Annotated in this window: 23 protein-coding genes; 22 read left to right on the forward strand and 1 reads right to left on the reverse strand. The window is 34.0% G+C overall.

The features are described 5' to 3' along the window. Nucleotides 1–270 precede the first annotated feature (270 nt). The 21 genes from CKY02_RS05175 (at nt 271) to CKY02_RS05270 (ending at nt 19,780) form a co-directional block, all read left to right on the forward strand. Entirely contained in the window at nt 271–1,287 is a 1,017-nt protein-coding gene (locus CKY02_RS05175) for a Tle-like phospholipase domain-containing protein (protein ID WP_112894471.1), read from the forward strand. A 15-nt stretch (nt 1,288–1,302) separates the two neighbouring features. Continuing rightward, nucleotides 1,303–1,890, forward strand: coding sequence for an ankyrin repeat domain-containing protein (locus tag CKY02_RS05180; protein WP_112894472.1), 588 nt, complete (start codon nt 1,303–1,305; stop codon nt 1,888–1,890). 644 nt (nt 1,891–2,534) lie between these two features. Then, on the forward strand, nt 2,535–3,383 hold the full coding sequence (locus tag CKY02_RS05185; protein WP_112894473.1) for a radical SAM/SPASM domain-containing protein: 849 nt from the start codon (nt 2,535–2,537) through the stop codon (nt 3,381–3,383). Nucleotide 3,384: 1 nt separating this feature from the next. Beyond that, nucleotides 3,385–4,524, forward strand: coding sequence for a hypothetical protein (locus CKY02_RS05190; protein WP_112894474.1), 1,140 nt, complete (start codon nt 3,385–3,387; stop codon nt 4,522–4,524). Between the two features lie 226 nt (nt 4,525–4,750). Next, entirely contained in the window at nt 4,751–5,494 is a 744-nt protein-coding gene (locus CKY02_RS05195; RefSeq protein ID WP_112894475.1) for a geranylgeranylglyceryl/heptaprenylglyceryl phosphate synthase, read from the forward strand. Nucleotides 5,495–5,509: 15 nt separating this feature from the next. After that, nucleotides 5,510–6,040 carry an isopentenyl-diphosphate Delta-isomerase gene (gene idi / locus CKY02_RS05200; protein WP_112894476.1) on the forward strand — a complete coding sequence of 177 codons (531 nt, stop codon included), beginning with the start codon at nt 5,510–5,512 and terminating at the stop codon, nt 6,038–6,040. Nucleotides 6,041–6,176: 136 nt separating this feature from the next. After that, the gene (locus CKY02_RS05205) at nt 6,177–7,217 is read left to right on the forward strand and encodes an IS630 family transposase (RefSeq protein ID WP_112894477.1); all 1,041 of its coding nucleotides are present in this window, start codon (nt 6,177–6,179) and stop codon (nt 7,215–7,217) included. A 106-nt stretch (nt 7,218–7,323) separates the two neighbouring features. Continuing rightward, nucleotides 7,324–8,706, forward strand: a complete 1,383-nt coding sequence (locus CKY02_RS05210) for an FAD-binding oxidoreductase (protein WP_112894478.1) — start codon at nt 7,324–7,326, stop codon at nt 8,704–8,706. After that, nucleotides 8,703–8,858, forward strand: a complete 156-nt coding sequence (locus CKY02_RS24355; protein WP_162121003.1) for a hypothetical protein — start codon at nt 8,703–8,705, stop codon at nt 8,856–8,858. Before CKY02_RS05210 ends, CKY02_RS24355 begins: the two co-directional genes overlap by 4 nt. A gap of 105 nt (nt 8,859–8,963) precedes the next feature. Further along, a complete protein-coding gene (locus tag CKY02_RS05215) occupies nt 8,964–10,073 on the forward strand; it encodes a hypothetical protein (RefSeq protein ID WP_112894479.1) in 1,110 nt (369 codons plus the stop codon). Nucleotides 10,074–10,095: 22 nt separating this feature from the next. Then, complete coding sequence (locus tag CKY02_RS05220) at nt 10,096–10,710, forward strand: rhomboid family intramembrane serine protease (RefSeq protein WP_112894480.1); 615 nt, start codon at nt 10,096–10,098, stop codon at nt 10,708–10,710. 45 nt (nt 10,711–10,755) lie between these two features. Next, on the forward strand, nt 10,756–10,986 hold the full coding sequence (locus tag CKY02_RS23535; RefSeq protein ID WP_167405267.1) for a hypothetical protein: 231 nt from the start codon (nt 10,756–10,758) through the stop codon (nt 10,984–10,986). Continuing rightward, nucleotides 10,949–12,193: a glycosyltransferase gene (locus CKY02_RS05225; RefSeq protein WP_202924725.1), complete on the forward strand. Its 1,245-nt coding sequence runs from the start codon at nt 10,949–10,951 to the stop codon at nt 12,191–12,193. The genes CKY02_RS23535 and CKY02_RS05225 overlap by 38 nt, the downstream gene beginning before the upstream one ends. Nucleotides 12,194–12,199: 6 nt before the next feature. Then, nucleotides 12,200–12,904, forward strand: coding sequence for a hypothetical protein (locus CKY02_RS05230; RefSeq protein WP_011147544.1), 705 nt, complete (start codon nt 12,200–12,202; stop codon nt 12,902–12,904). A 37-nt stretch (nt 12,905–12,941) separates the two neighbouring features. Then, nucleotides 12,942–13,832 carry a glycosyltransferase family 2 protein gene (locus tag CKY02_RS05235; protein ID WP_112894481.1) on the forward strand — a complete coding sequence of 297 codons (891 nt, stop codon included), beginning with the start codon at nt 12,942–12,944 and terminating at the stop codon, nt 13,830–13,832. A gap of 25 nt (nt 13,833–13,857) precedes the next feature. Then, a complete protein-coding gene (locus CKY02_RS05240) occupies nt 13,858–14,667 on the forward strand; it encodes a glycosyltransferase family 2 protein (RefSeq protein ID WP_112894482.1) in 810 nt (269 codons plus the stop codon). Between the two features lie 85 nt (nt 14,668–14,752). After that, the gene (locus CKY02_RS05245; RefSeq protein ID WP_240002002.1) at nt 14,753–15,400 is read left to right on the forward strand and encodes a nucleotidyltransferase domain-containing protein; all 648 of its coding nucleotides are present in this window, start codon (nt 14,753–14,755) and stop codon (nt 15,398–15,400) included. A 330-nt stretch (nt 15,401–15,730) separates the two neighbouring features. Continuing rightward, nucleotides 15,731–16,207 (forward strand): hypothetical protein, encoded by a 477-nt coding sequence (locus CKY02_RS05255; RefSeq protein WP_193493059.1) that lies wholly within the window; start codon nt 15,731–15,733, stop codon nt 16,205–16,207. A 118-nt stretch (nt 16,208–16,325) separates the two neighbouring features. Further along, the gene (locus CKY02_RS05260; protein WP_240002003.1) at nt 16,326–17,498 is read left to right on the forward strand and encodes an ATP-binding cassette domain-containing protein; all 1,173 of its coding nucleotides are present in this window, start codon (nt 16,326–16,328) and stop codon (nt 17,496–17,498) included. After that, nucleotides 17,491–18,705 (forward strand): HlyD family secretion protein, encoded by a 1,215-nt coding sequence (locus CKY02_RS05265; protein WP_011147539.1) that lies wholly within the window; start codon nt 17,491–17,493, stop codon nt 18,703–18,705. Before CKY02_RS05260 ends, CKY02_RS05265 begins: the two co-directional genes overlap by 8 nt. Before the next feature lie 556 nt (nt 18,706–19,261). Continuing rightward, complete coding sequence (locus CKY02_RS05270) at nt 19,262–19,780, forward strand: DUF6622 family protein (protein ID WP_112894483.1); 519 nt, start codon at nt 19,262–19,264, stop codon at nt 19,778–19,780. 190 nt (nt 19,781–19,970) lie between these two features. Here CKY02_RS05270 and srmB read toward each other — a convergent pair whose 3' ends face one another. Continuing rightward, the gene (srmB, locus tag CKY02_RS05275) at nt 19,971–21,308 is read right to left on the reverse strand and encodes an ATP-dependent RNA helicase SrmB (RefSeq protein ID WP_112894484.1); all 1,338 of its coding nucleotides are present in this window, start codon (nt 21,306–21,308) and stop codon (nt 19,971–19,973) included. A gap of 278 nt (nt 21,309–21,586) precedes the next feature. Here srmB and trmN point away from each other — a divergent pair, with 278 nt between their 5' ends. Beyond that, nucleotides 21,587–22,321 (forward strand): tRNA(1)(Val) (adenine(37)-N(6))-methyltransferase TrmN, encoded by a 735-nt coding sequence (gene trmN, locus CKY02_RS05280; protein ID WP_112894485.1) that lies wholly within the window; start codon nt 21,587–21,589, stop codon nt 22,319–22,321. The last annotated feature ends 21 nt before the right edge of the window (nt 22,322–22,342 follow it).

Raw genomic sequence — 22,342 nt, forward strand, 5'->3', positions numbered from 1 at the left:
ATTGTGGCTAAGGATAAGCTGGATCGTTTGAATATCGTATGAAACCAAAACAATACTTGTTGTAAGCAGTCAGTTCACTTTGACTCTTTTCTGGCTATTTATTGACAAATAATAGGTAGAAATTTCTCTGTTATCAGAGAGATGAATCACAGTTGATTAATTTTGTTAACATAATTTAAACATTAATTTAACTTTATGGCGTTCCCTGCCGATAGATTAGTTGTACTGATTAAATCGTCGATTATTTTCAGCTATCCTTAGGGGAATTTTATGAGTTTATCAATTGAAATGAATCTATCAGTCGATTCAAGTTTTCCCGTTTTAAATAATCTTCAACTTATTACACCGCCTTCTGTTCCAGACCAGAATATTAAAAAAGCGACCACTGAAGTTTTTTCCCTCTCGGAAATAACTAAACAAAATAATAGAGTCTATCAATCATTAATTAATGAGCAGAGTATTAACGTTAATTTAAAGTCAATCACAGGAATTAAGTCTGAGCAAATTAGTGGTAAGCAATCTCATGAGATTGATTATATGTTGACCTTAATTTCTGATGATGTTTACATACGCACCACGATGGGAATAGGTGATTATGTTCGTCTTTCTGATGGTGAATTATTAAAGGCAGGAATAGAGCCGGCAAATTTAAGGGATGAAACAACAGGCTTTCAGGCAGGTATTTATCGGAATGACGATCTCTATATAGTGGCTTTTGTGGGCACTAATGATTTGAAGGATATATTAACTAATTTACGACAAGGTTTTGGATTTGATGAAGCTCAATATCATCAAGCAATTGATTTAGCTCGCACTGCCAGAATAGCATTTGGGGAAAACTTGTTATTTACTGGGCACTCTTTGGGAGGTGGATTAGCCGCGACAGCCGCATTATCAATTGGAAAGCCCGCGGTAATATTTAATTCAGCTGGTGTTTCTGACAATATGATGAAAAATTTGGGTTTTTCACCTCAAGAGGGTAGGGCTATCGCTGAAAATGGATTGGTACGCCATTATGTTGTGGAGCATGATTTACTTGATGTATTACAACAGAAACTGCCCGTATCTCAGCCGATAGGACATAAAATCTTACTGAAATATAATGATAATTCAGGAGAATCAGATCAAGGGTTTCCTCATAATCTGATACGTGGACTAAAAGCACATTCTCTTAAAAAGATGTTGGAATTATTAACAATATACAAACCTTGGTCGTCTTTAAATGATGAACAGCAAGGAGAATCTCTAGTCATGCTTGATGAACTGGAGCTGAATGTTTCCGCATAATTAAAGAGAGGCGCGATGAAAATTGGCGAAGTAATTGAGCCTGAATTGGAACTGGATTGTCAGCGGAGTGAAGAAAATATAACTCCGTTACAATGGGCTATATTCAATCAGCGAATGGATGATGCTAATAATTTGCTGAAAGAGGGGGCTGATCCTACTCAACCTGGTTTGCAACAAGAAAGTGCTTTACATACGGCTGCAAAAATCAACAACCCTGATTATCTTAAATCTTTATTATCAGTTGTGCCGGATGTGAATATTATACATCCCATAACCTTAGCAACACCTTTACATGTTGCGGTTCAGGTAGAGAGAAAAATGCAGGTTGAATTACTGTTGGTCGCTGGTGCTAATCCCAATCAGGCTAATCGGATTGGAGATACTCCGTTACATATTGCAGCCAAAATTAACTCGCCGGAATTGGTGCTGATATTGTTGAAGTCAGGCGCTGATCCTAAATTGCGAAACAAGCAACAATCAACGTTCCAGATGTATCTCAATCTCACACCGCTAAAAGCTCGGAGCCGTGAGATGCAAGCTGAATATGATAAGGTTAATCACTGGCTGAAAGCTCAGCAAGTCAGCCGGTATTATTTGAAGTAAAATAAAAACTGGCTATTTGGCTTAATGACAGTCAGTTAAGCTGACTGGCCTCTTTTTACCGGATATTTTGCTGAGAAGAGCGAGTCATCATGATGAGGTAACCTTGTCAAGGAACGACATTGTTTGTATTTTGCTCAATTTAGCGATCAAGGGAAGTATTTAGAGGTTCTCACATAAATTTATTTTTCATTACGTTTGCATTTTAAAAATCTTAAACCAACCTTAATAATTAAGTATAAATGTTAATTATTCGTGATCTACCCTACGCTGATTTCTGGATTAATGGAATGTTTCTTTAAATTTCCATTAATTAGTTATTTAGAGGAAAAACGAATTCTATAAGTACTGGGTAACTGTCTGGGAGCGGTAGCGCGCCAAAATTGACTAGGTAGATACATTTATCATGAATAACTATTGGGACTGTCTAGGATTTTGGAGCCTGTAATCCATGAGCGGTAGCGTATGTCATGATTTTATTCCTATACCTACAGTTGTGTTCAGGCTCAGAAAGGACTATCTTCGAATTCATAAAAACAGGCGGAAAGTCAGATTATTGTATTACCCATTATAACAAGAATGCAGATAATTTATCTTATTAACTTAACATATTGAGTCGAAATTTATAAAGAGGATATTTTACTGAGATGAATCTTATAAATAAAGAAAAAATCCGCTATGTTTTTAGTCGAATAAAAAGAAAAGGTGTTCTAAATACAATTAGTGGTATAAATAGGAAGTATATCAAATCAAAATTCATAGAGTCATTTTTATCTAAGCTAATAAGTAGTAAATTATATGTGCCGGATTTCCCTAAGATTATACAAATAGAAACAAGAAGTGGCTGTAACTATTCCTGCTCATTTTGCCCCACAAATAAAGTCAAAATGAAACAAGGGAAAATGCAGCAAGAACTATTTGATAAAATAGTGGAACAATTAAAAAACTTTAATGGTTATATCAGTTTGTTTTTTAGAAATGAGCCATTGATGGATAAGAGAATTATAGATTGGGCTCAAAAGATAAAAAACGAAACAAATGCAAAAATAATTATTCAGACAAATGGTTCATTATTAAATGAAACAATTGCTAAGGAGCTTGGTCAATATGCTGAATTAATAGTGAATGACTATACTGATGATAAAATAGTAATGAAGAAAATAAAAAAATGGGAGGAGAATATTACTGATAATTTAATATTTGTAACACGAGATAACTCTGAAAGCTTGACAAATCGTGCTGGAAATATTGGTGAAAAAAAGAAGGTGTTTCTAAATAATTCATGTGTAAAACCATTTACTGAACTCACAATAACATTCAGTGGTACTGTTGTTTTGTGCTGTCAGGATTGGATGGAAGAAGCCATTATAGGAGATCTTAACCACCAAAGCATTCTTGAGATATGGAATTCAAATAATTTAAATGAAATTAGAGAACAATTAAAGAATAGAAATAGAATCGGAATATGTGAATATTGTGATTTTGTTGGGGTATAAGATGATGAATATATTTAAGATAATGCAGAAGCAAGTATCCAAATGTTATGTAAAAGGGAATGACTGGAATTATTCGAAACATAAAGATATATATTTACATTTTAGTGATGAGCGTTGTTATGAAGTAGAATTGAAGGAATGTGCACAATTATCTTATATAAAGAATGCAGATAGTATCATATTGTTGCCGACACTATGGGGACGATGTGATAAATCTGAGATCTTAGAAGCAATTCAAAGAGGAATAGAACAATGCATCAAATTTAATTCTGTATTAATGGTTAGTATTCAATCTAACTATAATCATAGAGAAGATATTATTGATAGTGTTCAAAAGCTTTTGAATGAAAATCAGGTTTACGACAAGTTGATATTGTTTCTTACAGATGTCAGGAGCAAAGCATATTCAATAAATCAAACTGTTCTTTTAGCAAGAAGGATAAACTGTTCAGCAGTTGGATGGATGGATGATGATGTTATTCTATCTGATGATGCATTTTTACAATTGTATGAAGATCTTCGCCGCAGAGGGTTTATAGGGAGTTCTGGTGCATTGAAATACCCGACACCGAAAAAATATCCTACTTCAAAACTTTTGAATTTTGCCAAAAATAAAATGTCTACAAAAAAGACAAAATATCCACATGGCTGTTGTATGATGGTAGGTGTCTCATCAATAAAAAACTTGATTCCTGCCAGATATATTTGTGATGATGGTTTTTTCTTTTTTGAATTATTAGACATGAAATTAGAAAATCCTCAAAATAATATGAGGATCGTGGAAGAGTCTATATGTCAACATTATGTTGGAGGGAATGTCAAAGATACATATTTTCGTATACGTAGATCCATTATTAGCACTGTAGTTTATTGTGCTGATTATCCATTGGATAAGTGCTTGTATTATTTAAAAGAAGTTCAGTTCAATGGGTTGTTCCCCGCCATGTTTATTAATGTACCTATTAAAGATAAGATTATAAAAAGTATACTTAAATTTATATTCTTAATATGGCATGTAATCATATTGATTGAGTTGTTTTTTAGAAGATTTTCAGGAAATCCGTTAAGAGAAATAGCATGGTCTGCATATTCTTGGGAAAAAACTGAAAGTTTGAAGGAAAAAAAATCTTTATTTGATTAATAAAATTGTTTTGTCAAACTAAATAACTTTCCAAAATAGTGATCCACTTCGTATAACACCTTGTGTAGCAGGGGTTGTGTGCTATGCATAGCAGAGCGATGAGTTAGTGCAGCCTATCAGGCACCAGACTTGCACTGCTTGAATATTAATCAAATAGACCAACTGTATCGGTATTATGAAAAGATATTTAGGTCATTAAATTAATAACGTCAAAATAGGGTTTACTATGGATATTTGCAAATATATGTCTTCATGTAGAAAGTCAATAATTCCTATCCTCGATCCATTTAAGTTTAATTATGAAATAAATATAAATAGACTATTAACTTTTCAAAAATATGCTCCTTTTTGTATAATAGCTAGTACGGATTGTGAAAACTTTGAGATGAAAGTGTCTCCCTTTATAGCTGCCGCATCAAAGATTAAAACCATCCCGATCATAACGCATTTTCCTCCTCAGAAACCAAACGGATTTCCTTCATCACCTTACGCAGATGCATTTTTTGCCACATCAGTGATAAATTCCAATGTGGAATACTATAGCTCTTTATCATTAGAGAGAGAGTCCATCAAGCAGAGTATTGAAAAGTATGGCGACAACTGTTTAATCAGTTCTGCTGCTCTTGTTCTAGGTAATGATAAAAAGTCTCAAAAATTTGTTTATTCAAAAACTGTATATCACTCAACAGAAAGTATTGCTAGCGCATTGGAAGGTATAGATTTTAATTTATTGAAGGTTTTTTACCTTTATTCAAGAAACAGTGTCATTTCTAATGAAATATGCGGTTTTGTAAAATCTCTTATTGGAAATAATATATTGTTGTTTGTTAGTGGAGGAATATCAAACACTGAGCAGGTAGATAACTTGTTATATTCTGGTGCTGATTTTATTTCAATTGGAACTACATTTGAAGAAGTCAATTGGAATAACAATGCTATAAACATATTAAGTAAAGAAAGAAGATATTAATGAGGAGTTTCTAATATGGAAGATGTTATTTTAGTCGATGAGAATGATAACAGAATCGGGTGCATTAATAAGATAGACGCTCATTTAGACGGTGATTATCTTCATCGTGCCTTTTCCTGCTTTATTATTAATTCAAAAGATGAGGTATACATTCAGCAGAGAGCACAGTCTAAATTACTCTGGCCCGGATATTGGTCTAACTCATATTGCAGTCACCCGAGACCGGATGAAGAAATTTCTCATGCCGTGATGAGACGTGTGGAAGAAGAACTCGGTATTGTAATAAATGAAGAACCAAAGTTTCTATATAAGTTCCAATATAAAGAAAAATATAAAGATGTAGGATATGAACATGAATTATGTCATGTCTTTATTGTTTTTACTGATGCACTACCAATGGAAAACCCAGAAGAAGTATCAGCAGGATTTTTTATTAATATTAAAGATGTCCAAGAATACATTAATAATAATGAAGAGTTTTGTACACCTTGGTTCAAGAAAGAGTGGGCAGATATATTACAGAACTACTTTGATAAATTGTACTGATTAGAATGTATAGAGAATTTAATCAAGGGTATAATAAATAAATTTTCAAAATAATAGATCACTGGAAGGGAACTCAGTCCGATTTTTGCGATCTGATCAATTGCCAAAAATCCCAAACCTCAACACGGACTGAGTGATGCCTATCATAGCACCCATACCTCAAAATGAATGCCAGAAAATGAGAAAACTTATCCATAAAACCCGTGATAAGAACTATTCCCGTCGATTGACGGCGTTATTGATGCTCAATGAGGGATTGACAGTGACTTATGTCGCCAAAACCCTTCATGCCGCACGCTCTTCCATCAATCGTTGGGTTGAATGGTTTACATTATATGGACTCGAAGGACTCAAAAGTTTACCGGCTGGCCGACCTGCTGTCTGGGATCTCACCCCTCTCTATAGCCTGTTGCTTTTCTTATTACAGCAATCTCCCCAAGAATTCGGCTATCTTCGCTCTCGCTGGAGCCTTGAGCTTATGACTCATACTCTTAATGAATTACTCAACCTCTCCCTAACACAAAGTGTCCTCTATCGTTATTTTGCTCAGGTGGGGATTGTCTGGCGCAGAGCGGCACTTACGGTAAAACAACCTGATCCTGAACATGAGGAGAAAATGGCAAAGATCGCAGAAGCCAAAGCGAATATTTCGGAAAAACATCCCGTTTTCTATGAAGATGAGGTGGATATTGATTTCAACCCGAAAATCGGCGCAGACTGGTGTTTCAAAGGACAACAAAAACGGGTTATCACCCCGGGAAAAAATGAAAAACATTACCTTGCGGGTTGCCTCAATGCCCAGACAGGGCAAGTCACCTATGTTAAAGGAATAAAAAAGAACTCTGATTTATTTATCAAAATGTTAGATGAACTGAATCATCAATATCCCCATGCGGAAACCCTCACATTAATCTTAGATAACTACGGTATTCATAAAAGTCAGAAGGTAAAGGAGTGGCTGGCACGACATCCCAAATTTACCCTGTTGTTTTTACCGGTCTATTCACCGTGGCTAAATAAAATAGAACGGTTATGGCAATCGCTCCATGAGACAATAACGCGAAATCACTGTTGTCAATTTATGTGGCAGTTGCTTAATTATGTTGATGCCTTTTTGGCATCGTTTTCATCACAGCAAAAGCCAGGAAGACAAAAAATGAGTGTAGCACTATTATGAAATCTTATTTATAAGTCTGCATGATACGAAATATCCTCTATTTTGATAGGATTTCATAAAAATATAACTTTTTTCTAACTATAGAATAAAATCAGGTTCTGGAATAATGAATACTACTTGGCATGAAAAAAAGAAAATCTATAATGATCTTAATCAATTGTGTGGAGTTTCTGTTATATTTACGGAAGAATATTTATCAACATTTTGTACAAACTTTGGTGGAATGTATTCAATACCACCGCTTGCTGTTGTCTGTGTGAAAAATACAGATTCAATAATAGATATAATTCACTATTGTAATATAAATGAGATACCAATAAATATACGTGGTGTTGGGCATTCTTTTGGTACACAATCGCTTTCAAAGGGAATTGTATTAGTAGTATCAGTCGAAAATCCGGTATTTGAAAAAATAGATGAGTATAAGTTTAAAGTTTCAGCTTTTGAAACATGGTTGTCTGTTGAGTATTTTTTGAGAAAAAATGGCTTATCATTTCCTATCTTGACTAGGCATCCTGATACGACTGTTGGAGGAACACTTTCTGTTGGTGGATATGGAGAGGATTCATATCTATATGGAAGTCAAGCATCATGTATTCAATCGTATACGCTAATAACACCTGATGGAAAAAGGCATAGATGTTCAGAAGATTCAAATTCTGAACTTTATAATTTTGGACTCGCATCATTAGGAATACTTGGTATTATTGAAGATGTGACTTTTGAAGCAATTCCATTAAGAGTAGAGAACATACTTTATGTGATAGAGTTTGATGGAATTCTTCATTTACTGAGTTTTCTGATATTGATATCTGAATATTCCAATCTGAATATTGAAGCTGTCACATGTCAATTATACCGAGGCAGATACTATGTTAATATGGTTCTCAGCAATAATTCTGATCAGATCAATATTATTAATAAGGTATTAGAACATCAAGTGACAGGGTGTATTGGCTACAAATACCATTCAGTAAGAGATTATAGAGGAAGAACATTTGGTGCCTATAGGCATGATCTCTGGAATAGAGACCATGTTAATCTTTGGGGAGATTATTGTGTTGATCAGAATAATATTATGGTTTTTGCTAATTTTCTATTAAATAAAGTAATTAACAATGACGTTTTTATAAACAATAAAGGTAGGCTTCTTATAATTTTAAAGAAAAATCCTAGTTTAAGTAAGTTCTTTCCTTTCGAGCCCATATCAAAAAAAATGAGTGGAATTGTATTCGGGGTTGGGGTGTACTTTACGTTTCCTAGAAACGAAAGAAAAGAATATGAGAAATTAAAGTTATTGCATAGTCAAATATTAGAAGAGTGTATTTTAAATGAAGGTCGGCCTTATCTTGCGGGATGGCATGAAATGAAATATGAAGATAAAATAAAAACATATGGAGATGATTATATGAAAATTTTAGAACTCAAGAAACACCTGGATCCTAAAGGAATCGTAAATAATTATAATTTTTTCATGGATCATCAGTGATATATACCCAATGGATTTCAAGATGGATCGCGGCGGCAAGGGAGCGAATCCCCGGGAGCATAGCGAACTATGTGACCGGGGTGAGTGAGTGCAACCAACAAGGAGGCAACGTGAAAGATGACGGGTATATATCTATTAATACGATTAGATAGTGAAATTTACCTAGAAAATATATTAAAACTCAATCATGTGAAGATTGTGAATTTATATGAGATTTTGAGTTTATATTAACAATTTACTGTGGGGATATTACTTAAATGAAGAAGATATTGATTATTTGCATGAGAACTTGGGGGAGAATGGGAAATTATGAAGCAGCAAAAAAAATTGAATCAGAACTAGCTAGTAAAGAAGTTTTTTCTACAGAATTAATCTGTTTTGATGAATTAGTACCTGTGTTTAGCAAGTTTGGATTAAGAATGCAAGAGATTTCTGCAAGTTACTATGATCCTCACATTAAATTGAAGCTATATGATGAGTTGATAGATGATATTAGTTCGTGGATTAGTAATTTCAATAATGAGCAGGTATTGAATGAATCATTATCGAGTGTCATTGAAAATGATTTTCCATCGTTAATTATATCGACAAAAGGTGTTATCGCAAAAATAGTCCATGCATTCAAAGAAAAATTCTATTTTGATTTCAAAACCGTGAACTTCATAACTAATCCTGGTTTGTTAGATATTAAAATACATCAACATTTTAGTAGTGATTTGACGATTAGAACTACAAATTATTACCCAAATTCTGATATGGTTGAAAAATTTCATAGACTAGAGACTGTTCCATTATTTAAGCCAGTTTCAAACTATCAAATCGATCAGCAGGACATTCCTTCTATTTTAATTCTCTGCAATGGATGTGAAGAGGGCTACTTTGATGTATTAAAAACTTCTTTCGAACATCCGTCGAAACCTAAAATATTCATGGTTATTATTTCGAATAAGAAATTGTATGATGAATGCATAGATTTAAATAGGAAGTATGCAGATAGAGCATGCATTTATAATACATTAGCTAATAAAGATTATCTAAAATTGGTACTAGAGGCTTCAACAAACAACAGATCATTTCTATACTCCAAATCTGGTCCAAACACAGTATTGGAATCAATTAGATTCAATTTACCAGTTCTAGTACATTTCTCTGGGTTACCAATGGAAAGATGGATAGTGGAGTTGACAAACAAAAGAAAATTTGGTTTTTGTTTTGAAAATCAATCTAATGGGTCTAGCTTAATAAAAAAATGGTTGGATAATCCTGAGATTGTAACTAACTTTAAGCGTAACATAGAATTAAGTAAAATTGATGATATAAATATTACACTTAAAGATTTACCTGATATAATTTGTGATGTCATGTGATGATTATGAAAGGAAGTATTGAATGTTCCAAATTGAAAAAGCTCCTATAACAACAGTATTTATAGTATGTGTGACAATTGTTTATTCCACATTTGTTTCATATTCATTAACAGATAGCTTTATCGGTAAAATAAGTATTATAGAACTAGAGAAATATGGAGGGTTAACACCAAATAGATTATATGAATTTGAGTATTGGCGACTTCTGGTTTCTCAGTTCATACATGTTAAACAACTGCATATGGTCTACAATGTGCTATCACTTTCCATACTGGGAATTTTATTAGAAAAACATCTTGGGTCTAAATTTTTATTAGTTTTATGGTTTACTTCTGGTGCTTTGGGAACTCTTTATAGCACTAACTTTGTTAGTTATCCTTGGAATATTGGTACAGGAGCATCACAAGCTGTTTTGGGCGTATCTTCCTTTGCATTACTGTTGGTTTTTGTCAAAGAGCATACCTCTAGTATATTAAAGTTTGCTGTTGTTTTTTCCATGCTGCCGGCAATAACTTTAGATTTTATTTATGCTCACTACCCTAAGCCTGGTCATGTTCTTTCTATTTGTATTGGGCTTACGATGAGTTTGTTTTTTTATAGGAAAAATAAATCTTACTTTGATAATATTGTTATTTGAAAATAATAATTATCCACGAATAAATTAATAATGTGAGAATATTCTATGAAACCCTCTGTGATAAAAATTAAAGGAATAGATTACAGTATAATTTCTATGTTAATGTGGTTCTGTTTAACCATATATACACAATGGATTTCAAGATGGATCGCGACGACAAGGGAGCGAATCCCCGGGAGCATAGCAAACTATATGACCGGGGTGAGCGAGTGCAGCCAACAAAGAGGCAACTTGAAAGATGACGGGTATAAAAAGAAAAGGATCTTCTGTGCGTGATATAGTTTTTTTTCTTGAAGAATATCCAGTCTTAACACAAACTTTTGTACATCAACAGATTATCAGTTTGAAGAAAGAAGGATTTAATGTAAGAGTTGTATCTGTTTATAAATCTAGTGATACAATCTGTGCCAATGATTCTACAATCCCCTATGTTTGTCTAGAAGATATAAAAAACATTCATCCTATATATGCAATATTTAAGTTTATTTATTTTTCTATAATCTCTGGTTATTTCTTTTCTCGAATTAGTTTATTTAAACGAAATTGTTACCGTAAGCGCTTGTTATTTAAATTTCTATCCAATCCGTCACAAATAAAACCTAATGATATTGTTATAAGCCATTTTGGTATGGCTAGTATCATGGCGGCACAATTGAAAAAATATGGATATATTAAGAATGCACTATATAGTGTATTACATGCATATGAAATTACTAAAGAAAAGAGTCTTAATGATCTGGGAAGCCATTACGGAATTTTATTTGAGCAAGCAAATAAAATTTTTTCAGTTTGTGAATATATGCGTAATAGAATCATCAATCTAGGATGTAATCCTACCAATGTTGAGGTACTACATTTGGGGATCGATATTGATGCTCTTTCATGTTTATATCCAAATGAATCTAATAAAGAAAAAATGAAGATAATTTTTGTCGGCCGTTTGACAGAAAAAAAAGGATTGCCTGATTTATTGTTATCTCTAGCACGAATAAGCAATGATGTGTCATTTACTTTAGACATTGTTGGCGATGGGGAGCTTAATGACTATTGTTATGAATTAATATTAAAACTTAATTTGAATGAACATATAAAAATGCATGGTTTTCAACCCCATTATATAGTCTTAAATTTTATGAAAGACGCAGATGTTTTAATACTTCCATCCAAAACATCTAACTCTGGTGACATGGAAGGTATACCAGTGGTATTAATGGAGGCAATGGCTATGAAAAAGATAGTTTTGTCTACCTACCATAGTGGGATTACCGAGTTAATTGAAAATAATGTCAATGGATTTCTTGTCAATGAAGGAGATATTGTAGCTTTATCAGAAAAAATATCATATATAGACGAGTTGAGTAAAAAAGATAAAGATATTATGAGGACGAATGCACATCAAAAAATAATGAATGACTTCAATATTAATATTCAAAGTAAACATTTAGCTAACATAATACTTAATGAGGGATTTTCTGAAGGATGAATACAGATGAAATATGACATTGTCTTTATATCTTATGATGAACCATGTGCCGAATCTAATTGGAATCATTTGAAAAATAGATTTCCTGATGCAAAAAGAATTCATGGTGTTAATGGTATCTTAAACGCTCATAAAGTTGCTTCTGATTCTGTAACGGCTAAATGGTTCTTTGTTGTAGACGGAGACAGTAAAATTAGAGATGAATTTAATTTTGAGTTACCAGTGGAACCTTTATGCTCAACTGCGACTTATGTATGGAGAAGTGTTAACTCAGTTAATCGTTTATGCTACGGGAATGGAGGTGTGAAATTATTTAATAAAAGGTTGTTTCAGGATGTTAAAAATTTTTCTGGAGATATGACCATATCTCTTAGCCCTGATTATCGCGTAGTCAATATTGTTGCTTCAGATACAGTCATTAACACAAGCAGTTTCCATTCCTGGAGAGCTGCTTTTCGAGAATGTATAAAACTCAGTATACCAAGGAAAAATCCTAAAGAAGATATTATATGTAAAGAAAGATTAACGGCATGGAGTTTAATTGATACTCAGATAGAATTTGGTGATTGGATATCAAAAGGAGCTAATGATGCTGCTCATTTTTATGAGGAAAACATTGAAAATATGGAATTCTTGTTATCAACCATTAATGATTTTAAATGGTTAAGAGATACGTTTAATTTAAAATACATTCAGAAAGATAGAGCATGATGACTTCATTATCGTTAAATTTATTAGGAGGTAATGGATGTTACGGAAAGTAGCAATTCTTATTCCTACTTATAAACGTAGTTCATCATTATTACGTTTATTGAAATCCATTGAAAAATTAGAGACATCAAATAACTATACTGTCATTGTGGCAGATAACGATTCTTCTCAGCAAGAGTCTTTTAACATGATCAATGAAATCAAAGATGATTTTAATTTCCATATTGATGTCATTCTTGTTGAAGATAAAAATATCTCATTAGTTAGAAATATGCTGTTAACTTTGGCCTTTGAAACATATAAGTGCGATGCAGTTGCTATGATTGATGATGATGAGATTGTTAGTTCTCGGTGGTTAGATGCACTTATTGAATGCCAGATACAGACAAATTCTGATGTGATACAAGGTAACACTTATCCTATTTTTTTGGATAAAAAAAGAAAGTGGATGGAAAAAGTTTCATTTTATTACCGAGACTTATTAATATCAGATTCTAAAGATATAAATGTTAGCACTTGTAATGTATTTATTGTACGCCGAGTGTATGAATCGATGAAGGAGCAGCTGTTTGACTTGAATTTTGGTGTTACAGGAGGAGAGGATACGGATTTTTTCCATAGAGCAAAGCAAATTGGGATCAGCTGTTTCTATTGCCGTGATGCACTGGCCTATGAATTCTATGACCAAAATCGTGCAAATATTTTTTGGGTATTAAAAAGAAGTTTTAGAGTAGGAAGAACAAATTATAGGATATTTAATAATAATGATCTGAGTAAGGTATGGATTACTGCTCTCATTATTCCATTTACTATTGTGAGGCTTGGTTTTTCCTTTTGGCATCCAAACCTGTACATACATTATTTAATAAAGATATTTCGCCAATTTGGAGTTGTAGTTGAAGGTGTTCATTGTAATTTGAATAACTGATAATTATTTTGAATGAGTAGCTCACATGAGTAGAGTTTCTGTACTAATCCCCCATTATAATCAGCCTATACTCATTGTTAGTGCTATTGAGTCTATAATGAGAACTTGTTTGAGTGATGTGCAGATTTTAGTTGCTGATGATCATTCATCAGAAGACAACTATATACAGCTCCAACATGTTTTAGAATATTTAGCAAGTAAAACTAATTTAAATATCAGGTTGTTTAGGAGTGATGTTAATGTCGGGACTTATCGATTGAAAAATGATATCATCAATAGAATTGATACTGAATTTATAACCTTTCATGATGCAGATGACTATTCTTTACCAATGAGACTAGATTGCCTGTATAATCTGATGAACAAAAATAGTCATATTGATATATTAGGTACTTCATATATAGATTTCTACCAAAATTTCCATACGGTTAACTCATTTCGCATTAAGAAGTTTTATAGAATCCCTTATATTGCACATCAACTTGGTAAGAAGTATCTGAGTTTTCAACCTTCTCAGTTAATTAGATTTAGTATATTTCGTACCCTTGGTGGTTTTGATGGTACAACTAGAATTGCTGCTGATGATGATTTTTTACTTAGGGCTATTCATTGTGTAAAGGTCAGGAATATTAACCGTCCCCTCTATGTAAAGATAGAAAGAGAAAGCTCCCTTACCACATCGTCTGTTACTGGATTCCAATCAGAAACTAGATTAAATTATATTAAGAATCTAGATCAATTACGAAATACAATAAAGAGTAACTTACCATTATCAGAGTATATGAACAAACCCAACGATGTTCGATTTCACCTGAATGAAATCGAGTTAAAATAGTTGAAATGTTTTGATGTGAAATATGCTGTAGTTTCCAGTGAATGATTTTTATATTTTTCGTGACAGATACTCTAAGCGAGGTAGTATGGACGACATTAAAGAATGCTTAAAAGAAATTGTAGAAAAAATAAAGAGAGAAGAAAAAGTCTTAGCTATTCTTGGATATGGGTCATATTTTACAGGTAAATATAAAAATGGAAGCAGTGATATTGACTTGCTTATTATACATGGAAGTGAAATTGATTTATTTAGAAAGAAGGTAGTCTATCGTGAAGTAGAATTTGAACTTCGGTATATGGCAGAAAAATCTTTAGTAAAACTTTTATCTCATAAGCATGGACCAACAATAAAGCATATGTTGGATTCAGAGATTATTTTTGATAATAAAAATATAGCAAGAGAATTGAAACTAAAAACCTATTCTATAGTCGAGTCACCTATTGTAGAAACATTTTCTATAGAAAATAGAAGGAAAAGTGCATTGCTAATTGAAAGCCTATACCGGAAGGTACATCAAGTGAAATATGACCTTGGATTTTTCGAATTTGCATGTTCTAAGTTTTTGCTCAATATTGCAGATTCTTATATCAGACTTCATCGTCATTGGGGGCTGCAAGGTTTTCGCAAAATGATTAGCCAGCTCAAAGATATTGATGAAAGTTTTGCTGAGCATTTCTCACTAGCAATGAGCCCTAATCATATATACTCAAGATACTTCAAAGTGCATGTTTGAAAAACGATTATGTTGTTGAATTTAAATGTTTTTATGTCTGACGACTCAAGCATCTTGAAGTTCATTCGGTATAGAAACAAGAATTAAGGAAATAGATTTTCTTTATAGAGAGGTTATTATGCTTCTTGGTGGTGAAACAAATTCTGATGAAAATTTTGTGAGTCAGGGAATTATGAACATACTGAATGTGGTTGATAACTAAATAATATTCCAAAATATTGCTATATGTATTTTAATTAGGTTTTCTAATTGGGTAATGAACTAACTTGTTGCTGAATCCACGGTTATTTCATTGTTGTAAATTATATTAATATTATCCAGGAATTTAGCATGAAAATGGATGTGGCATTGAAGGATAACTTTGCGACAGGTTATATAAAATCTTTATTACTATACTCTTTACTATTAAGTGTCATTAGTTCTTTTGCTGCATTTTTTATGCAGTATCTGATTGACGCGGTTATACCATCAGGTGACTTGCGTTTTTTATTTATCTTTATGATATCCTATCTATTATATGAATCATTCAATATGATACTAACTTATTTGACTGCTCGCTTTAGAGCATCACTGGAAAAATATTTGGACTATTATTATTTAGATAAATATTTACTTGCTTTGATTACTACAAGATTATCTATATTGAATGGTTATAATAAAGGTGGATTGATTCAAAGGATTTATGATGCTCAAAATATTAAAAAGTATTATTTGACTCTGCTAATAGATATTGTTGTTAAGCTTATTACGATTTTAATATTATCAATCATAGTGCTATATGTTAGTCCTCTAAATAACGTTTCATAATTCTGCTACACATAGCCTTATTCAACCCATTGTTATACATAGAATTATGGGTGGCATAAGATGTAGCACTATTTTGGAATCTTATTTAGTTGTCAGCTTTTTGATCTTAGGAATGATTATGCTGGTGATTGTATATTTTTTGTCTGTCAAGAAAATGATTATTTTAGAAGAGCAGCGTTTTAAAATAAAATCAAATTTTCTTTCAATTATGGATGATATTATTGGAGGAAGGGAAACGATACGAGGCAATAACTATCGAAACAGGATTCTGAATAGATGTGTTGACAGGATGAATGATTTTTTGAATAGGGAGAAAAATGTTGCATTACTTGTTGCTGGTGTGAAAAGTAAAACGCTAACAGTTAACACAATCATTGGTACTGTTATTAGATGTGTCATGGTTATTAGCATTATTAGATATAGTAGTTTTTCACTAGGTATAATGTTGACATTAATTGCTTTTACAGAAATGTCTCTAAAACATACAATGCAAATTTTAGTTTCTTTTATGGAGTTGAAAAGATCAAGCATTACTCTTGAAAGGTATAAAGAATTCATGGGGAATAATGTTGTAGATGAGAGTTTATTGAATACTGAATTAGATGATAATATTGTTAGTGTAGACGAAATTACAGTGAGGAATCTTCATATTGGTACTAATGGAAATATCGTCTGTAAAATTCCGGATTTTACCTTTCAAAGTAATAAGATATATAAAATAATAGGACAGAATGGTATTGGTAAGACAACTTTATGTAAGACTTTGATTGGTTTGATTCCACCTGTAAATGGATCTGTGAATTTTTATGTTTCTGATAAAACTATTAAGCCTGAAATTCATATAAATCAATGCTCTGCATACTTCCCACAAGATATACTCTTTACTACAAGTATTATTGAAAATATTACATTAGGAAGAGACGTTGATAGGAATAAAGTTGAGAGTATGCTTAAAAAATTAAATTTATGGCAGACAATAGATAGCCTGCCTGAAAAACTAGATACCGTTATTAGTGATAAGGTTAACCCTTTTTCTGAAGGACAAAGACAAGTATTACTCTTTTTACGAGGTTATCTGTCAGATAAATCAGTATTGATATTTGATGAAATATTTAGAGGAATTGATAATGAAAATGCTAAAGTCGTAAGTAAATTAATTTCAGAAAAAGAAGGTTGTATTATATTCTATGTCGCTCATGATTTTACTATCGATTGTGAAAATCATGAAGTGTTAGAGTTGAAAAGTGAAAAGGACTATGATTTCTTCAAACTAGAGGCTTTTAATGAATAAATTAAACTCTAATAATGAAGTTAAGTCAGAACTGCATAAAGAATATAAATTAATTATAAGTATAACAGTTTTTTTGCTGATTATATGTTTTGCTTTATCTTTTGTTGTGACTATAAAGAGGCGAGTTGTTTTAGAAAATGCTTTTATTAAAACCGCACCAGAGCCTGTATTATTTTATGCAGAAAAGGATATAGACATTAAAAATTATAATGTTCGTGATGGTGATGTGGTTAAAAAAGGAGATTCTATTTATAATGCGATTAATCCAGATTTAGAGGAGGCTGAATCTATTTTATTGCAAAATATAAAACGAGATAATACGAAAATTAATGCGATGGAAAAGTATATAGATAATGTCTATGAGCGGATGAAGATTGAAAAAAATTATGAGGATTTTAAGTTTAATAAAAATGAAAGTGAGTTAAAAAATATAGACTCTATTTTGAAAGACCATAGAGATGACTATGATTTTTTTAGTCAAAGCTACAGAGAACAGATGAATTTTGTAGATAAATTGTTAAATCAAAATAATAATTATTTATCTAAGAAAGATATTATTAAATATAAAATGGAATTGTTCTCATCACGTCGTGGCCTGATTAATCTTGAATCTGATATATTAGACTTAGAGAAAAGAAAGTACAGTTTAGATGATGAGCAGAGTAGATACATAATTGGAGCAACCAAATATAAAGAGTTAGATATGGAGCTTAACCAGTTAAGAGGTGAACTCTCCGTTCTTGTCTCAGAATTGAATGTAAAAAACACAGGGATGGAGAATATAAAGAATGGTAAGTTGAGAATAGAAGGAATTGCAAAAGCTGATGGTAAGGTTGAGTTTAATAATATTAATGGCATCAGGCCTAAGCAGGTAAAAAAAGGCGAGTTAGTTTTTACTATATATCCTGATGGTAATCACTTTATAGCAAAAGGAGTTGTTAGTGAAAAATACATTAGAAAGATTAAAATTGGACAGAGCGTAGAATTAAAAATGGATGCTTATGATTATCTCAAGTATGGGGCAATAAAAGGGAAGGTTGAGGCTATATTTGGCGTAAAAAACGGTACGGCTGAAATTGTAATTAATATTGTTGATAAAAGGGATTTTGATTTAGAGTTTGGTAATTCAATCAAGGCGTTTATCATCTTGGATGAAGTTAATTTGTATGAATATATATATGAAATAGTATTTCCATATGTTGCTTAATGGTCTTATTAATTAATGTAGTATTGTTGAAAAGTTATTTTTTACAGGTGTTTTAGTGTTAGTATGAATATACCCAATAGATTTCAAGATGCATCGCGACGGCAAGGGAGCGAATCCTCGGGAGCATAGAGAACTATGTGATCGGGGTGAGAGAGTGCAGCCAATAAAGAGGCAACTTGAAAGATGACGGATATAAATCTTGGATTCGACTAATAAGCTACCGTCTTGATGGGCAACAATACGATAAAGATTACATCAGTGTCAGACCGTATTAATCACTGATACAGACAAACATTAACTCTTAACAAAAGGGTGAATGCAGAAAGGTTGCTCTGGCAGCCAGCGTGATGACAACGACAGGTAAGACCGGGACTCACCAAACCTGAATGTTATTCTGAGCTTAAAGCTCGTTGGAGAAATAAGGCGTGAGTCAGCGGATTATATAGGAGCTCGCAGCTTTAAAAGGTTGCAAAAAAGCCGGATTTAAAGCTGTAACCTATCTGTCAGAGTCAAAATGATGGAGGCCGCTTGCAAGCGGGACGTTCATATAAATAACATGTCACTGACCACCATTATTAAAGATACCCCAATATGGGTTTGGATTCTTTTTGCTTTTCTCATCAGGCGCGGGATCAGTGCCTTGTACGATCGTGAAATGCGAATTGATCGCCTTTTCTTACTACCAATAGTATTCTTGGTCTGGGGAGTATATAGCGTCATTTATGAAACCACATTCTCAGATTTAGCCTTGATAACGATGATAGCGGGTTTATTCGTCGGGATTGTAATAGGATGGGGTCTGTGGCGTTCTCAACCAAGATTATGTGAAAAAGCAGGCAGTGATTTAATCATCCGTTTTGGTACTTGGTTAACGCTGACGTTGATTGTTATCACATTTATCGTTAAGTTTATTATTACGGTCATGTTAAGTATTCACCCTGCGTTGTTGCATTCGTTACACTTCAATCTGTTTTTTGGCTTTAGCAATGGTGTGCTTGACGGTATTTTCTGGGGCGGAACGTTAAATCTTTTTATTCCTTGGTACAGAAACAGGACCAAGAGCGTTTACAAATAGTGTTTATGAAACCAAATAGTGTTTATGAAACCAAATAGTGTGATTGCAAAAACTCGGGATGGCAAAATACCTGATGAATTATTTATAGAAATAAAGAAGCGTTTGCTGAGGACCCTATTTACTCACAGAATAATCTTGCTACGCGAAACTGCATATTATAATTAACGGGCCAATTGGCCCGTTTAAAGATTTACGCATTGCTATTGGTTGGCGCTTCCGGTTTTGGATTACCGGAAGGTTTACGGCGTTTACCGATATTTTTGCTGTCTCGATGACGTATTTTAGCTTTTTTCTTCGATTCTTCCGCTTTCTTTTTCTCTTTGCGTTTAGCCAATACTTTTTTCGATGGCTTATTGTGGGCTTTGTCACTTGGTGCTTTGGTTGTTGGGCGAAGTTCATCAACAATCCGCGACGTGAGTGGTTCATTCAGATAGCGACTGATTTTGCCTAATAAAGGATGATCATGTGCTTCCACTAAGGTAATTGCAGTACCTTTGCGACCTGCACGAGCTGTCCGGCCAATACGGTGTAGATAAATATCGGCGGTGCGCGGTAAATCAAAATTGAAAATATGGCTGATATCATCAATATCCAATCCACGGGCAGCAATATCTGTTGCAACCAGAACAGTGATACTGCCATCATTCAGGTGCTTAACTGCTTCCGTCCTTTTAGCCTGTACCATTTCCCCTTCAAGGAATCGGGCTTTAATGCCGGCTTGATGCAATTCATCCACAAGTTCATGTACACGTTCACGTTTGCGAACAAAAATAATGGATTTAGTGACATCGGGTTGTTTTAGTAAATGGCAAAGTAGGGCTGTTTTGTGTGCCAAATTATCTGCACGGTAGTAAAATTGCTGGATTTTTTTGCGTTCACGGCGTGATGGTTCAGCATCAATTTCAACTGGATCTTCCAGTAAACGTTCAGCAAAATCACGGATGGCTTCCCCTTCCAGAGTAGCAGAGAATAGCATGGTCTGTTTGCGCCAACGGGTTTCACCCGCTATGGTTTCAATATCGTTGGCAAAACCCATATCCAGCATACGATCGGCTTCATCAAGGATGAGTGTTTCAACTGCCCGACAATCAAAGTTTTCTTCCTTGATATATTGCAGCAGACGGCCTGTAGTGGCGACGACAATATCTTGATTTTCGCTGAAAATTTCTGCGTGATTCATATAGGCTACGCCGCCAGTAATGGTCGCGATATCCAAATTGGTATGTGCAGCGAATTCTTTTGCCTGATCTGCCACTTGCATGGCTAGCTCACGGGTGGGCGTCAGGATCAGAATGCGTGGTGGTCCAGATTTCTTGCGTGGAAAATCCAATAAATGTTGCATGGCTGGCAGCAGGTAAGCGGCGGTTTTGCCGGTACCGGTAGGCGCTGATCCTAGTACATTACGCCCGTCCATTGCTGCCGGAATAGCCGCAGCCTGAATTGCTGTTGGGCGGGAATAACCTTTATCATTCAGGGCGTCAAGCAGGCGTTCATCAAGTTCAAGTTCAGAAAAGTTTGTTGCAGTCATCATATACCTCTGTTTAGGCCGCCGATTATAAACGGGTTGGGCGTATTGTTCATCTATTAAAGCGGTCAATTAAGGTAGATAGCTTTTACCGAAACATAATAACCTTTATCCTATGGCGAAATTTATTGTGCTAAATAGATATATACCTTATGGATTTCAAGATGCATCGCGGCGGCAAGGGAGCGAATCCCCGGGAGCATAGATAACTATGTGACCGGGGTGAGTGAGTGCAGCCAACAAAGAGGCAACTTGAAGGATGACAGGTATAGGTTATTAATTTGAAACAGAAACGACTTTTACGCCGGGATGGATTTACTTTCAAGCAATTTTTTGTTGGTCATGAGCGGTGTGCGATGAAAGTCGGAACTGATGGCGTTTTATTGGGAGCATGGGCTCCAGTGAGTGACAAAAAAGCGATTTTAGATATTGGCTGTGGCAGTGGGCTCATTGCGTTGATGCTAGCACAGCGTACGGATGAAAATACTAAAATTGATGCAGTGGAATTGGATACAGAGGCCGCATTGCAGGCGCAAGATAATGCAGAACAATCTCCGTGGCAGAAAAAAATAAATGTTTATCAGCAGGATATTGGTGATTTCGCTGAACAGTATTCGCAATGTTATGACTTAATTGTCAGTAACCCCCCCTATTTTGAACCGGCTGTTGCTTGTCGCAATGAGGCAAGGGAACAGGCTCGTTATACGGGGTCGCTGACTCACCAGCGATTATTACAATACGCCGAGACGTTGATTACAGCTGATGGTCTGTTTTGTGTGGTATTGCCATATGCCATTGGTGAGGAATTTGAAACAATGGCATGTCGTTTGGGTTGGTTTTCTCATCATCGGGTCAATATCCGCGACAGGCAAGGTAAGCCGTTGCATCGGATGTTATTGGCATTTTCCCGTCAGGAAAAAATCAGTTTAATCAGCGAATTGACTATTCGTCAGCCAGACGGTGCATACACGCAAGCATTTCAGCAATTGGTGACGGATTTTTATCTCTATTATTGAATTATTTTATGAATTGTGGAA

Source organism: Photorhabdus bodei, from assembly GCF_003287735.1.
Lineage (GTDB): Bacteria > Pseudomonadota > Gammaproteobacteria > Enterobacterales > Enterobacteriaceae > Photorhabdus > Photorhabdus kayaii.

Bases quoted from the DNA above. Each gene is read 5' to 3' on its own strand.
- CKY02_RS05175 (WP_112894471.1), top strand. From the start codon at position 271: ATGAGTTTATCAATTGAAATGAATCTATCAGTCGATTCAAGTTTTCCC.
- CKY02_RS05180 (WP_112894472.1), top strand. From the start codon at position 1,303: ATGAAAATTGGCGAAGTAATTGAGCCTGAATTGGAACTGGATTGTCAG.
- CKY02_RS05185 (WP_112894473.1), top strand. From the start codon at position 2,535: ATGAATCTTATAAATAAAGAAAAAATCCGCTATGTTTTTAGTCGAATA.
- CKY02_RS05190 (WP_112894474.1), top strand. From the start codon at position 3,385: ATGATGAATATATTTAAGATAATGCAGAAGCAAGTATCCAAATGTTAT.
- CKY02_RS05195 (WP_112894475.1), top strand. From the start codon at position 4,751: ATGGATATTTGCAAATATATGTCTTCATGTAGAAAGTCAATAATTCCT.
- idi (WP_112894476.1), top strand. From the start codon at position 5,510: ATGGAAGATGTTATTTTAGTCGATGAGAATGATAACAGAATCGGGTGC.
- CKY02_RS05205 (WP_112894477.1), top strand. From the start codon at position 6,177: ATGCCTATCATAGCACCCATACCTCAAAATGAATGCCAGAAAATGAGA.
- CKY02_RS05210 (WP_112894478.1), top strand. From the start codon at position 7,324: ATGAATACTACTTGGCATGAAAAAAAGAAAATCTATAATGATCTTAAT.
- CKY02_RS05215 (WP_112894479.1), top strand. From the start codon at position 8,964: ATGAAGAAGATATTGATTATTTGCATGAGAACTTGGGGGAGAATGGGA.
- CKY02_RS05220 (WP_112894480.1), top strand. From the start codon at position 10,096: ATGTTCCAAATTGAAAAAGCTCCTATAACAACAGTATTTATAGTATGT.
- CKY02_RS23535 (WP_167405267.1), top strand. From the start codon at position 10,756: ATGAAACCCTCTGTGATAAAAATTAAAGGAATAGATTACAGTATAATT.
- CKY02_RS05225 (WP_202924725.1), top strand. From the start codon at position 10,949: ATGACGGGTATAAAAAGAAAAGGATCTTCTGTGCGTGATATAGTTTTT.
- CKY02_RS05230 (WP_011147544.1), top strand. From the start codon at position 12,200: ATGAAATATGACATTGTCTTTATATCTTATGATGAACCATGTGCCGAA.
- CKY02_RS05235 (WP_112894481.1), top strand. From the start codon at position 12,942: ATGTTACGGAAAGTAGCAATTCTTATTCCTACTTATAAACGTAGTTCA.
- CKY02_RS05240 (WP_112894482.1), top strand. From the start codon at position 13,858: ATGAGTAGAGTTTCTGTACTAATCCCCCATTATAATCAGCCTATACTC.
- CKY02_RS05245 (WP_240002002.1), top strand. From the start codon at position 14,753: ATGGACGACATTAAAGAATGCTTAAAAGAAATTGTAGAAAAAATAAAG.
- CKY02_RS05255 (WP_193493059.1), top strand. From the start codon at position 15,731: ATGAAAATGGATGTGGCATTGAAGGATAACTTTGCGACAGGTTATATA.
- CKY02_RS05260 (WP_240002003.1), top strand. From the start codon at position 16,326: ATGCTGGTGATTGTATATTTTTTGTCTGTCAAGAAAATGATTATTTTA.
- CKY02_RS05265 (WP_011147539.1), top strand. From the start codon at position 17,491: ATGAATAAATTAAACTCTAATAATGAAGTTAAGTCAGAACTGCATAAA.
- CKY02_RS05270 (WP_112894483.1), top strand. From the start codon at position 19,262: ATGTCACTGACCACCATTATTAAAGATACCCCAATATGGGTTTGGATT.
- srmB (WP_112894484.1), bottom strand. From the start codon at position 21,308: ATGACTGCAACAAACTTTTCTGAACTTGAACTTGATGAACGCCTGCTT.